The organism is Candidatus Synechococcus spongiarum, assembly GCF_900047545.1.
Classification (GTDB): Bacteria; Cyanobacteriota; Cyanobacteriia; order PCC-6307; family Cyanobiaceae; genus Synechococcus_B; species Synechococcus_B spongiarum_C.
This window is the reverse complement of the sequence record NZ_FITM01000031.1, coordinates 1-12,354: the sequence shown is the minus strand read 5'-3', so window position 1 is coordinate 12,354 and position 12,354 is coordinate 1. Positions and strand designations below refer to the sequence as shown.

General features: G+C 62.8%; 13 protein-coding genes. 10 read left to right on the top strand and 3 right to left on the bottom strand.

The annotated features are described in order from the left end of the window. Window positions 1–164: 164 nt before the first annotated feature. Both FLM9_RS01325 and FLM9_RS01320 read right to left on the bottom strand, forming a co-directional pair. On the bottom strand, window positions 165–1,004 hold the full coding sequence (locus FLM9_RS01325; protein ID WP_074456905.1) for an HAD-IIB family hydrolase: 840 nt from the start codon (window positions 1,002–1,004) through the stop codon (window positions 165–167). A 6-nt stretch (window positions 1,005–1,010) separates the two neighbouring features. Then, a complete protein-coding gene (locus tag FLM9_RS01320) occupies window positions 1,011–2,804 on the bottom strand; it encodes an alpha-amylase family glycosyl hydrolase (protein WP_257242944.1) in 1,794 nt (597 codons plus the stop codon). A 27-nt stretch (window positions 2,805–2,831) separates the two neighbouring features. Here FLM9_RS01320 and FLM9_RS01315 point away from each other — a divergent pair, with 27 nt between their 5' ends. The 3 genes from FLM9_RS01315 to FLM9_RS01310 all read left to right on the top strand — a co-directional run bounded on the left by FLM9_RS01315 (window position 2,832) and on the right by FLM9_RS01310 (window position 5,067). Next, complete coding sequence (locus tag FLM9_RS01315) at window positions 2,832–4,046, top strand: glycosyltransferase family protein (RefSeq protein WP_074456904.1); 1,215 nt, start codon at window positions 2,832–2,834, stop codon at window positions 4,044–4,046. 103 nt (window positions 4,047–4,149) lie between these two features. Beyond that, window positions 4,150–4,359 carry a DUF1830 domain-containing protein gene (locus FLM9_RS08690; protein WP_143324541.1) on the top strand — a complete coding sequence of 70 codons (210 nt, stop codon included), beginning with the start codon at window positions 4,150–4,152 and terminating at the stop codon, window positions 4,357–4,359. Window positions 4,360–4,404: 45 nt separating this feature from the next. Then, window positions 4,405–5,067, top strand: coding sequence for a DedA family protein (locus tag FLM9_RS01310; protein WP_074456903.1), 663 nt, complete (start codon window positions 4,405–4,407; stop codon window positions 5,065–5,067). Window positions 5,068–5,108: 41 nt separating this feature from the next. On the opposite strand, the gene FLM9_RS01305 is transcribed toward FLM9_RS01310, so the two are convergent. Continuing rightward, on the bottom strand, window positions 5,109–5,510 hold the full coding sequence (locus tag FLM9_RS01305; protein WP_074456902.1) for a single-stranded DNA-binding protein: 402 nt from the start codon (window positions 5,508–5,510) through the stop codon (window positions 5,109–5,111). 193 nt (window positions 5,511–5,703) lie between these two features. Between FLM9_RS01305 and FLM9_RS01300 the strand changes: the two genes are divergently transcribed. The 7 genes from FLM9_RS01300 (at window position 5,704) to FLM9_RS01270 (ending at window position 12,302) form a co-directional block, all read left to right on the top strand. Next, the gene (locus FLM9_RS01300; RefSeq protein ID WP_074456901.1) at window positions 5,704–6,735 is read left to right on the top strand and encodes a rod shape-determining protein; all 1,032 of its coding nucleotides are present in this window, start codon (window positions 5,704–5,706) and stop codon (window positions 6,733–6,735) included. Window positions 6,736–6,777: 42 nt separating this feature from the next. After that, window positions 6,778–7,563: a rod shape-determining protein MreC gene (locus FLM9_RS01295; protein WP_074456900.1), complete on the top strand. Its 786-nt coding sequence runs from the start codon at window positions 6,778–6,780 to the stop codon at window positions 7,561–7,563. Further along, window positions 7,560–8,159: a hypothetical protein gene (locus FLM9_RS01290; RefSeq protein ID WP_074456899.1), complete on the top strand. Its 600-nt coding sequence runs from the start codon at window positions 7,560–7,562 to the stop codon at window positions 8,157–8,159. The genes FLM9_RS01295 and FLM9_RS01290 overlap by 4 nt, the downstream gene beginning before the upstream one ends. Then, window positions 8,152–9,486 (top strand): ABC transporter substrate-binding protein, encoded by a 1,335-nt coding sequence (locus tag FLM9_RS01285; RefSeq protein WP_081340103.1) that lies wholly within the window; start codon window positions 8,152–8,154, stop codon window positions 9,484–9,486. The genes FLM9_RS01290 and FLM9_RS01285 overlap by 8 nt, the downstream gene beginning before the upstream one ends. A 112-nt stretch (window positions 9,487–9,598) precedes the next feature. Continuing rightward, entirely contained in the window at window positions 9,599–10,429 is an 831-nt protein-coding gene (gene rpaB, locus FLM9_RS01280; RefSeq protein WP_438801319.1) for a response regulator transcription factor RpaB, read from the top strand. Window positions 10,430–10,448: 19 nt separating this feature from the next. Then, a complete protein-coding gene (lysS, locus tag FLM9_RS01275; RefSeq protein ID WP_180365259.1) occupies window positions 10,449–11,975 on the top strand; it encodes a lysine--tRNA ligase in 1,527 nt (508 codons plus the stop codon). A 63-nt stretch (window positions 11,976–12,038) separates the two neighbouring features. Then, window positions 12,039–12,302 carry a DUF8660 family protein gene (locus FLM9_RS01270; RefSeq protein ID WP_074456898.1) on the top strand — a complete coding sequence of 88 codons (264 nt, stop codon included), beginning with the start codon at window positions 12,039–12,041 and terminating at the stop codon, window positions 12,300–12,302. The last annotated feature ends 52 nt before the right edge of the window (window positions 12,303–12,354 follow it).

The window sequence follows — 12,354 nt, the reverse complement described above, 5'->3', positions numbered from 1 at the left end:
CTCACCTCCCTCTGGTGACCACAGCGCCTGGTCAGCAGCCTACGGACCTTGTTGCTGTCGTCCCCCTTCTCACCTGTCAAAACCTGGTGGGAGGACGGCTACTTACGAGCATCTGCAACATGCATGTCGAGCGGTTTTTGGTAGGCCAACTTCTGTGAACCCCATCAGGCCAGCGCCAGCCATGTGGTAACGGCATCCGCCCAGCCCACGGCATGGGGTGCGGAGGCCAGTTGGTAATCCCCTGCGGCGATGGCGGGCCGCAGGCGGGGATGGGGGCCGTCGGCGCCGGGAATCACGATTGCTTGATCCGCGCCATCCAGGAGCGCCTGGTCATTGGGAGAGTCCCCCAGGGCCAGCACTGTGCGCCGTTGGGGATCAGCACGGCGCAGGGCCTCCAGAGCCAGGCCCTTGTCGCTGCCGGGGGCAATCAGGTGGGCAAAGCGGTTCCCCTGCAACACCTTGAGGCCCCGGGCCGCAGCCAAGGCCTCCACCGCTTCAATGGCCTGACCTTCTGCCAGCACAAAGGGCACGCTCCAGTGGCGCCGGGCCGCCAGGGCCGCCCCTTCCGGCGAGAGTCCGGTGTGGGCCGTGAGGTCCGCAAGGGACAGGTCCTCCAGAGCAAAAAATCGGGTGTCCAGTTCTGCGGCTAAGGTGTCCAGTAGGGGCCGCAGCCGTTGACTGGGCCAGCCCAGTGGCACCACGACGCCCCCACCAGGAGAAGGCTGATGGGGCATGTCCAGCAGCCAGCCCTCCGGGTGGGGGAAGTGGATGGCGCCGCCGTTTTCCACGATGTAGGGGCTGCTGAGGCCTGCGGCGGCCTGGAACTGCTCCACCTCCTCAGCTGTCTTGCTGGTGCAGGGAACCACGGGAACGCCCTGCTCCTCCAGGACCCGCAGGAGGGGCGCCGCAGCGGAAAAGTCGTAGGCGTGGTCCAGAAGGGTGCCGTCCAGGTCGGTCACCACCAGCCACTGGCTGGCCACGGCAGGGGATGAAGGGATATTCATGGGGGATCAGGCTGGCTGGAGCCAGAGCACCTCGTAGGGACTGAGCACCAGCCGCGAGCCGGCAAGGGTGCGTTGGCTGAGCCGGTCTCTCCAGCCTCTGTCGTGTTGGGCACTGAGCAGGGAAACCTGCAATTCCACCGCCTCTTCACGGAAACTTTGCACCACCCATACGGCGCCGGGATCATCCCTGTGACCCCGCTGCAGAACGACCATATCGTTGCGCTCAGGGCTCAGCAGGGTCATGGGAGCCTCTGGGTGAAACCCGGGGACTTGGGCGCGAATGCCCAGGGCATGGGCCATGAGGACACGAATGATGGCAGCGGGACTGTCGCTGTTCTCCAGGTGCTGGCGCAACGCTTGCAGATCAATTTGTGGTCGGTTCAGGTCACGGCGACAGCCGGTCTTCCGGTACGTGGGATGGTCGTTGCCGGCGGCCAGGAGGGTGGGCAAGTAGAAGGCCGGGACGCCGGGCAGGGACATGACCAGCAACTGGCTGGCCAGGAAACGCTCCAACTGCAGGCGTCCCGGGGTGGTTGCGGGACCCGCCATGGCGCTCCACCAGGCAATGTTCAACTCATAGGGACTCAAACTCCCATCCGCCTCGGTGCGGTGACTCACCAGCCCACCCCGCTCCTCACAGCGCATCAGCAGGTTGTGGAGCCGCTCAGGGCTGATGAGACCCTCGGCAGGCCGCAGACCCACGCCATCGTGGGAGGCTGTGAAGTTCAGCATGGTGCTGCCGTGGGGCAACTGGGGCCAACCGGCCAACCAGCGGTTGATCAGGTCGCAGTTGTTGGAGAGCAGGGCCTCCAGCAGCAGGGGTGGCAGGGGAAAGTTGTAGGCAACATGGGCCTGGTCGCCACTGCGCAGGTAGGACAGGTTTTCCTTTTCCGGAACGTTGGTTTCCGTGAGCAGGACGCCGTTGCAGGTGTAGTGCTCCAGGAGGAGGCGAAGGGCCTGCACCAGGATCCGGGTTTTGGGACGGTGCAGGCAGGTGGTGTAGGGGTCTTTCCAAAGAAAGCCAATGGCGTCCAGGCGAACCCAGGTGACACCGTGATCCACGTAGGTGTGCATCAACCGGGCAAAGGCCTCCAGCACCTCCAGCCGTCTCCAGTCCAGGTCCACTTGGTCCGGTCCGAAGGTGGTCCACACCGGCCGCAGCCCCTGATGGGTGTCCATCAGGGTGAACAGCACCGAACTACGGGGACGGACCACGTGGTCCCAACCCTGCAAGTCTCTGGGCGCCATCACCATGAACGATCCAGGCGCCTGGCCATGGCGAAACTGCTGCACCCAGGGATGGGAGGCGGAGACATGGTTGACCACTAGGTCCGCCATGAGTTGGCGACCATGGGCCAATGCCTGCAGATGGCGCCAGTCCCCGAAATGGGGCTCCAATTCCGTGTGGTCACAGACGGCAAACCCCCGATCACTGGAGGATCGCAAAAACGGCAACACGTGGAGAACAGGCAGGCCGACGGCGCCGTAGTCCTGGGACAGGAAGCGATTCAGCACCGCCAGCGTGGGTTCGTCAGGGGCGGTGACGGTATCCGCGTAGGTGATGAGAATGGCGGTGGCCTGGTCCCAGCGCTGGCAGATTGTGGATCTGCCAGGGGGCAACGCCCGGGACAGCAACTTGCTCAAGCGGTCATGCAGGTCCGGTTGGGCATAGACGTGTTGCAGCAAACGGCTCAGCTTGTGGCTGGCGGCGGCTGCGTCCTGTTTACCTGCAGCCTTGATCTCTGGCACAATCCCTGGTTGCAAGTGTTGATGACGGTAGATTGCTGCCAACGCTGCCAAGGCGCTGGCCCATTCACAAGGGTTTCGATGGATTTTCTTCAGGACGCCATTAGCACGGTTCACGATCACCGCAATATTGACGCCAGTCAGGAGCAACGCTTCAACGAGCGGTTGGCCCAGCGTCGGGCCTGTGTGCTCATTCCTTGCCTCTTTGACGAGTTGCGTCGTCCTGCCCTGGCCTTGACCCGGGACGTGTTGGCCCGTTTTTCCAACCTGAGCCACCTGGTCATCGCCCTGGCTGCAGATCACCAGGACGAGGTGGAGCAAACGAAGGCCTTTTTCCAGGAGATGCCCTGTCCGGTCCAGGTGCTGTGGACCAACGGGCCGGTGCTGCGGGACTTTATGGCCCACACCCATGATGCGGGCCTGGACGTGCTGGGGCCGGCGGGGAAGGGTTGGGCCGTGTGGGTGGGTCTGGCGGCCGCCACCCTGGAAGCTGAGCTCATTGCCCTGTTTGATGCGGACATTCGCACGTTCAATCCCTCCTATCCCGTGCGGATGCTGAGCCCGCTGCTGGAGCGCCAGTTCGGCGTGGCCTACGTGAAAGCCTTCTACAGCCGGCTCTCCCTGGAGGAGAACCGCATGCATGGCCGTGCCACCCGGCTGTTCGTGATGCCCATTCTGGACGCCCTGCAGCAGTTGGTTGGTCCCAAAACCCTGCTGAGCTACATGCACGCCTTCCGCTACCCCCTCTCAGGAGAGTTTTCCTTTACCGCCGATCTGGCCCTGAACCTGCGTGTCCCCTGTGACTGGGGGCTGGAGATGGGCCTCCTGGCGGAGGTGTACCGCAACCTCACCATCAGCCACATTGCCCAGGTGGATCTGGGGGTCTTTGACCACAAACACAAAGGCATCGGTACAGCGCGGATGGAGGGGCTGCAACGCATGTGTTCGGAAATTCTTGCCTGCCTCATGCGCGCCTTGATGGAGCACGAGTCCATTGCCTTGAGTCGGGAGGAGGCCGCTACCCTGGAAGTGCTCTACCAGCGGATTGCCAAGGATCGGGTGCGGCAACACCACCTGGACGCTGCCATCAACAACCTGCCCTATGATCGCCATGCGGAAGAGTCCATCGTCAACTGCTTTGCAAAACTGATTCGGCCCTGCTGGAGTGATTTCATGAATGCCCCGGCAGGGTTTCGTCTGCCCAGTTGGACCCGGGCCCTGGCGTTCAACCCCAACCTGCGCCAGGAAGTTGTGGCCGCCGCCACCAAAAGCACTGCCCCGATCCAGGTGACCTGAGGCCCCGTCTCCAGACCAGGAATTTCGTAACACAAGACACACAACCTGGCCAGTTGCTGTGGATTAATCGAAAAATCCTTGCCGATCCCGTGTGGAGCGCCACATGGAGTATTGTTATCACAATCGGTCTGCCGCCCTCGTGGTCCTGCGATCCGACCAGGAAGATTTCTACATGGAAAAGGTTGCGTTCCCCTTCGATATGGTTAGCTTTAACGCTCCTGCTGCGGCAAAAGTCTTTGTTTGGGGATATTGTAACGGCAGTGTGGAGGTAATTGATAGCTTTATTGTGGGTGAGTCCGATGATTGTTCATGATGTCGTGAATCTACACTGCATCCGATCAACGGAGGTTCTTGACCCATGGATCCGGGCGCTTTGCTGATCGCCCTGCACCAGCTGATTGGTGATGCGGTGGCTGCATCTCCTCTGCTGGGTTACGGGGCCATTTTTACGGCCATGGTCCTGGAAAATGTTTTCCCCCCCATCCCGTCGGAACTAATCATGCCCCTGGGTGGGTTTTATGTGCAGCAGGGGACACTGCAGTTGGTCCCTGTGGTGCTGGCGGGCTTGTTGGGCACTGTGGTGGGTGCTCTACCCTGGTATGGCCTGGGCCGACTGGTGAATGAGCAACGGCTTGAGGTCTGGCTGCAACGCCATGGACGCTGGCTGGGCATTTCCGTGGCCGAACTCAGGCGTACCCGCACCTGGTTTGCGCGGTACGGCAGTGCTGTGGTGTTTTGGGGGCGCCTAGTGCCGGGAATTCGCACCTTGATTTCTGTCCCCGCCGGTGTGGAGTTGATGCCTCTGCCCCCGTTTGTGCTGTGGACCACCATGGGCAGCTTCCTGTGGACCCTCCTGCTAACCGTGGCTGGCATGGCGCTGGGCACGGGGTATCAGCAGGTGGAGACATGGCTGGATCCCGTCTCCGCTGCCGCCAAGGTGGTCCTGGCGCTGATTCTGCTGGGCTTGGCTGCCTTTGTGGGGCTGCGGATGCTGCGTCGCTCCCACAGCCCCCACCTCTAGGGAACGAAGGCGAAGGCCTCAATGAAACCCTGGTGACCCCTTCAGAAGGGGGCCTCTTCTCCACCTGTGCTGCCTGTGCCGCCAGGTTCGGGCTCGGACCCCCCTGCGTCCATGGGGGCAGCGTTATCCCGTCGCGAACCCAGCAGTTCCAGCTGATCTACTCGGATCACGGGTTTGGAGCGTTCTTCACCGCTGTTGCGGTCTTTCCAGTGGTCCATCTTGAGGGAGCCGACAATGCCCAGGAGGGACCCTTTCTTGACGTAGTCCGCGGCGATTTGGGCTGTACGACCCCAAATTTCAAGGTTGAACCAGTCGGGCTCCTCGTCCCGACTGCGGCGATTGACCGCGAGGGTGAGATTGGCCACCATGGTGCCGGATTCAAAGTAGCGAACCTCAGGGTCACGACCGGCTCGGCCGACAAGGGTGATGGAGTTGACGCTCATGGCGTGGCGATTCCTGGTGAGTGAGTTGAAGGATGGTTCAGCCACTGGCTGGGCTGCCCCTTACAGGGTTCCCCCGCATCCCTCCATTCTTCCAGCCCGTCCCCTTGACTGCCCCGCCTGATTCGGCAAAAATCACATCGCTCGGAGAACGCTGTTCTGAAACCCCTATCATCTTCGTGACACAACCTTCCTCATGATTCGTCCCTTCAACCGCGCTCGCAACGTCGGGATTGACTTGGGCACTGCCAATACACTGATCTACATCGCCGGGAAGGGTACGGTGCTCTCAGAACCCTCTGTGGTGGCCATTGACCTCAACACAGGCAAGCTGATGGAAACAGGGAAGGAGGCCCATCGCATGTTGGGTCGCACCCCTGGCAATATTCGCACCATTCGACCGCTCCGGGATGGCGTGATTGCCGACTTTGACGCCACCGAGTTGATGATCAAAGACTTTATCGAGAAAGGCAACGAGGGGCGACGGTTGATGGCGCCCCGCCTTGTGGTGGGCATCCCCAGCGGCGTGACGGGAGTCGAGCGCCGGGCATTGCGGGACGCGGCCCTTGTGGGAGCGCGCGAGGTGTATCTCATTGACGAGCCCATGGCGGCAGCCATCGGTGCCGGGCTGCCCGTCACGGAGCCTGTGGGCACAATGATTGTGGACATTGGCGGTGGCACCACTGAAGTGGCTGTGATCAGCCTGTGTGGCGTTGTGATCTGTGAGTCCTTGCGGGTGGCGGGAGACGAGTTTGATGACGCCATTCGCCGATACATGAAGAAAGTCCACAGCCTTCTGGTCGGTGAGCGCACAGCGGAGGAGGCCAAAGTGTGCCTGGCCTCTGCTTTTCCCAATGACGAGCACGACGCCCTCAGCCTGGAGATCCGTGGTCTTCACCTGGCTTCGGGTCTGCCGCGCACGGTCACGGTTTCCTCCGGCGAGGTTCGGGAAGCCCTTGGGGAATCCTTGACCATGATTGTGGACCTGATCAAGAGGACGCTGGAGCGTGTGCCCCCTGAATTGGCTACTGATATTGCCGAGCGGGGTATCATGCTGGCAGGCGGCGGCTCCAGGCTGAAGGGCATCAGCGATCTCATTGCCCATGAGACGGATATTCCCGTACACCTGGCTGAGAACTCTCTTGAATGCGTGGTTATGGGCTGTGCCCGGGTTCTTGAAGACTACGGTCGATTGTCCAGGGTGCTGGAGACTCAAATCAGCAGTTGAGGATTTCCACCCACCAGTCGAGTTTGCTCTGAACCGGGACCCATGGTTCGCCTGCGCAAAGAGTTTCCGCAGAGCACACGGCGGGCCAAGAAGCAACGGAGTCGTCTGTTGGGGTTGGGGGCTGTTGTCTTGTCCCTGGCCATGGCCAGCCTCATGCGCCAAGTGGTTGGTGGGGCCTTGATGGAGGCTTATGCCGTCCTCAGTCGCCCCTTCTGGCCCGGTCCCAGCCAACTCCAGTGGGTACGGCAGGCGGAGGAGGTGGCCAATATGGAGCGTCTCATCCTGCTGGAGAAGGAAAACCAGCGCCTCAAGGAGTTGATCGGGTTGCCGTCCGTCCCACGGGGCAGCAGCTTGAAGGCGCCGGTCATTGCCCGCAGTCCGGCGGTGTGGTGGCAGCAACTCACCCTGGGCCGTGGCAGTCGCCATGGCATTCGCGTTGGCTATGCGGTGATGGCGCCAGGGGGCTTGATTGGCCGCATCACCGCCGTGACCACCAACACGGCCCAGGTCACCCTCATTACGGATCCCACCAGCCGCGTTGGCGTCCTGGTCGCCCGCACCAATCACCACGGCCTGCTCAGTGGCCTTGGTTCCGGCCGGCCGGTGCTGCGCTTCCTCACGGAAAATCCCCGCACCATCCCGGGAGACGTGGTGGTGACCTCATCCGCCAGCACCCTGGTGCCCGGTGGCATTCCCGTCGGGGTGGTGCAAAATGTTGATCGCAATCGGGCTCCCGCCCCTGAAGCTGTGATCCAACCCAGCGCCCCCATTGACGCCATTGCCTGGGCTGACGTGTTGCTGCAAGACCCCCCTGAGTTGGCCCAATGAGGCCCGCCATCGCCTGGTCCCCATCCGTGCTCATCGGTGCTGGCGCAACGGGTCTTGTGGTGCTGCTGCTGTCCCTGTCGTCCCCTGGCTGGCTCAGGCTTGCTGGAGTTGGTCCCAACTGGCTGGTCCTGTGGCTGTTGCCCTGGACCCTGTCCCAAGGGACCAGGGCCGGCCTCGTCGGCGCTTGCCTCCTGGGCCTTGCCCTGGAGGCCATGACCATCGGGTCGGCAACACCCCTCTACGGCCTGGCCTTGCTGGCCTGGTTCTGGGGACGCCGAACCGGGTACCGCCACGTCAGCCTCCCCAGCCCTGCCGCCCTGGCCATCCAGGCCAGCTTGGGTTCCCTCCTCGTCGACGTCACCTTGATGCTGCAATTACGCCTCCTGGCCGACCCCCGTGCCAGTCACCTCCAGCCTGGTTCAGGTATCCTCTCCAGTGACGTGGCGGCGGCGGGCTGGTTTGGTCGGGAGGTGACCAATGCCGGCTTGCATGGAACCATGGCTGCCGCCCTGGTGACGGGGTTCCTGGCACCCCTTGTGGACAGGCTACTACTGCGGCTGTGGTGCCCTCCGGACCGGAGTCATCATCATGGCTAAGGATTCCCCATCCCACCCTCGACCCTGGTTCCGGCACGGCCACGTCTGGCTCACCACGCTGCTGTTACCCTTACTTCTGGCCCTCCAATCCTGTGGCGCCCGTCCCCCGGCACGGCAACTGGAGGTGTGGACCCTTCAACTCTCACCCAAGTTTGACACCTATCTGAAGGGGCTGGTGGACCAGTGGGAAGCCCGGAATCCTGACGTTGATGTGCGCTGGACCGATATTCCCTGGGGAGCGGTGGAGCAGAAGCTGTTGGCAGCGGTATTTGCCCGCACCGCACCGGACGTGGTGAACCTGAACCCCAAATTCGCCGCCAAGCTTGCCAGCCGGGGGGGGCTGCTGAATCTGGATCAGCACGTGAGTCCGGAGGAGCGTGAACGGTACTTGGAGGGAGCCTGGCAGGCCAGCACAGGTCCCATGGGCACCTTCGGGATCCCCTGGTACATCACCAGCCGCGTTACTCTGGTGAATGGGGAGTTGTTGGCTGCCGCCGGCTACGGTCAACCACCGGCGCGGTGGCAAGATCTGCCCGCCTTTGCCAAGGCCGTCAAGGACGCCACGGGCCACCATGCCTTGTTTGTCTCTGTGGTGCCCGAAGACTCTGCAGAAATCCTGGAATCTTTTGTGCAAATGGGGGTGCAACTGCTGGACGGGCAGAAGCAGGCGGCGTTTAACACCCCTGCGGGTCGGCGTGCCTTCAGATTTTGGACAGATCTCTACCGCCGTGGTCTGCTGCCCAGGGAGGTGATGAGCCAAGGACATCGCCGCGCTATTGAGCTCTATCAATCCGGTGACGTGGCCCTTCTCTCCACCAGCGCCGCGGCACTCAATTCCATTCGCACCAATGCGCCCGCCGTGGCGGCCCGCACCAGAGTGGTGCCACCCCTGACCGGATCCGACGGCAGCGCCAACATGGCCGTCATGAACCTAGTGGTGCCTGAGCAATCCGATCAACCGGAAGAGGCGGTGGACTTTGCCCTGTTCCTCACCAATGCCGCCAACCAGTACAACTTCGCCAAAGCCTCCGGCACGCTCCCCTCTGCGGATGAGGCCATGGTTGCCCTCAAACAGGACGTGCGCCAGGCCCGGGAGGACCTCAAGCCAGGGGATGAGGCAGCGGCCCAGGCCTTGTCCGCCCAGGAGGTGAGTCTTCGCGCCCTGGAGCAAGCCCGGGTGCTGGTTCCGGCGGACCCGGAGGTCAAGCAACTGCAAGCTGTGATCTACAACCATCTGCAGCGGGCCATGCTGGGCCAACTCTCCCCTGAAGAGGCTGTGGAGGCCGCCGCCACTGCGTGGAATCGCCATGTCCAGCAATCTCCGTAGCCGTTGTAGGCCACCGTGGGCGGATTGGGGTCTGTAGGCTTCGTGAACAACTGCAACTTCTTTGTTGATGGAGTCGGAGCCTCAGCCCAACACGTCTCCAGTGGCTACAGGCGTGAACGGCTGCTTAGGGACCCAGCAGCAGCCACCCCCAGGGGATGGCCCATCGCCTGAGGAGATCCAGGGCGCAGCAGCCACCCCTCCCAAGCGCGTGCTGGTGGTGGATGACGAGCCTGCTGTGCGGCGCATCCTGGAGACCCGCCTGCGCATGGCTGGCTACACCGTGATCCTGGCTGGGGACGGGGAAGAGGCCCTCAGTCAATTTTACCGAGAGCAGCCCGACCTTGTGGTGTTGGACGTGATGTTGCCCAAGCTAGACGGCTTTGGCGTCTGCCGCCAACTGCGGGCTGAATCCAGCGTGCCCATCATCATTGTCTCGGCGCTGGACAACACCAGCGAGAAGGTGGCTGGACTGGAGTTGGGGGCGGACGACTACCTGTCCAAGCCTTTTGCGCCCCGTGAGTTGGAAATGCGCATTGCCGCCGTTCTTCGCCGCCAGGAGGTGGCTGCCGTGCCACAACCTTCCGTTCCACGGGAGTCGCGTCACCAGACCGGCATCATCCGTGCCGGCCACTTGGTGATTGACACCAACCGCCGTCAGGTGACCTGCAAGGGTGAGCGCTTGGGACTCACCTACACGGAGTTCAGCTTGTTGGAGCTTTTGTTCCGTGAACCGGGAACGGTGGTGCCCCGCGCCACCATCCTGGAAGAACTCTGGGGCTACCCGCCCCGCAAGGCCACCAACCTGCGGGTGGTGGATGTCTACGTGGCCCGACTGCGCAACAAGCTGGAGCCGGATCCCCGCAACCCCGAGCTGATCCTCACCGTACGGGGAACCGGCTATGTCTCCCAAGGGGTCACCAGTGTGTCCCCCACCAGCAGTTGAGGGCGGCCTGACCAGCAAGATGGCCAGGAGTGATCGGGTTGCATCCTTGTCCGAGCTACGCGCTACGCGCCTGCAAAAAGCCCACACCTTGCGCCAACTGGGCTACGGGCCCTATGCCCTGAGCTTTGTCCCCAGCCATCATCTCCAGGATCTCCAGCGGGACCATGGGGGCTTGCCCAAAGGCGAGGAGCGGGACGTTGCCGTTCAGGTGGCGGGCCGTGTGATGGCGCGGCGGGTGCTGGGCAAGCTGGCTTTCTTCCAGTTGCAAGACGAGACGGGCGCCATTCAACTCTTCCTTGAGAGGGCCACCCTGGCGGAAGGGATGCCGGAGGACCCGGAGGCCTTTGCCCACGTCACGGGTCTCGTGGACAGCGGGGACGTGCTGGGGACGTGGGGCACCCTGCGGCGCACGGACCGTGGCGAGTTGTCCGTGAAGGTGCGGCGCTGGACAGTGCTCAGCAAAGCCCTGCTCCCCCTGCCGGACAAATGGCGTGGCCTCACCGACGTGGAAAAGCGTTACCGCCAGCGCTATCTGGACTTGATCGTGACCCCTCGGACCCGTCAGACCTTACGCCGCCGTGCCCGATTGGTGGGCGCCATCCGCCGCTACCTGGACGAGAAGGACTTTCTGGAGATTGAGACACCGGTGCTCCAGGCCGAGGCGGGCGGCGCCGATGCCCGTCCCTTTCAAACCCACCACCACAGCCTGGACCTGCCCCTCTATCTGCGCATTGCCACGGAACTCCACTTGAAGCGGCTGATCGTGGGGGGCTTCGAGCGGGTCTACGAGCTGGGGCGCATTTTCCGCAACGAAGGCATCAGCACCCGCCATAACCCAGAATTCACCTCGGTGGAGATTTACCAGGCCTACAGCGACTATCGGGACATGCTGACGCTGACGGAAGACCTGATCAGCACCGTTACCCAAGAGGTGTGTGGCTCTACCGTCCTGGACTACCAGGGCCAAACCGTTGACCTGACACCCCCATGGCGTCAAGCCACGATGCACCAGTTGGTCCGGGAGGCCACAGGTCTTGACTTTGCCCGATTCTCCGGTGTCGCCGCGGCCGGCGCCGCCATGGCCGCGGCCGGTCTGGAGGTTCCCCCCATGGCCGACAGTCTGGGTCGCCTCCTTAATGAAGTCTTTGAACAAAAGGTGGAGCCCCGGTTGATCCAGCCCACCTTTGTGCTGGACTATCCCGTGGAGATCTCCCCCTTGGCCCGACCCCACCGGAGCACGCCAGGACTGGTGGAGCGTTTCGAGTTGTTCATCGCCGGCCGGGAGACCGCCAATTGTTTCAGTGAACTTATCGATCCCCTGGAGCAGCGCCGTCGGCTAGAAGCCCAGCAGGAGCGCCGTGTTGCCGGAGACCTGGAGGCCCAGGGGGTGGACGAGGACTTCCTCACGGCGCTGGAACACGGCATGCCCCCCACAGGGGGTCTGGGCATTGGCATTGACCGCCTGGCCATGGTGTTGACCGATTCCCCCAGCATCCGTGACGTTATTGCCTTCCCCTTGCTGCGTCCCACGGCGGCGGAGGGGTGACGCTTGAGATAATCTGACAATGGACATCGTGTCCCTCTTGAGCAAGCTGGAGGTTCTTCCACCATGAGCGGTGAACGGGTTGGTTTCCGGTTCCAACACGCTGATGCGGTGATTAAGCGCAATCCCCAGGGGCGGTCCCGACGGGGCTGGGTCATGGAGCCTGTGGAGCAGGCCACCAGCCGTGGCACCAAGATGCCCGCCTACAGGATTCGCTGGCGCGATAGTGAACGTCCCGAGGTGGTGCTGCAGCACATGCTGATTGCCGATCCCGACGACACGCCGCCCCCGGAAGGGGTCAGCCTTGATCCCAACGCCCCAACGCGCTAGGCTCAGGACCCATAAAATAGGAAGAGACGCCCTTTGGTGGGGGGAACCCCCC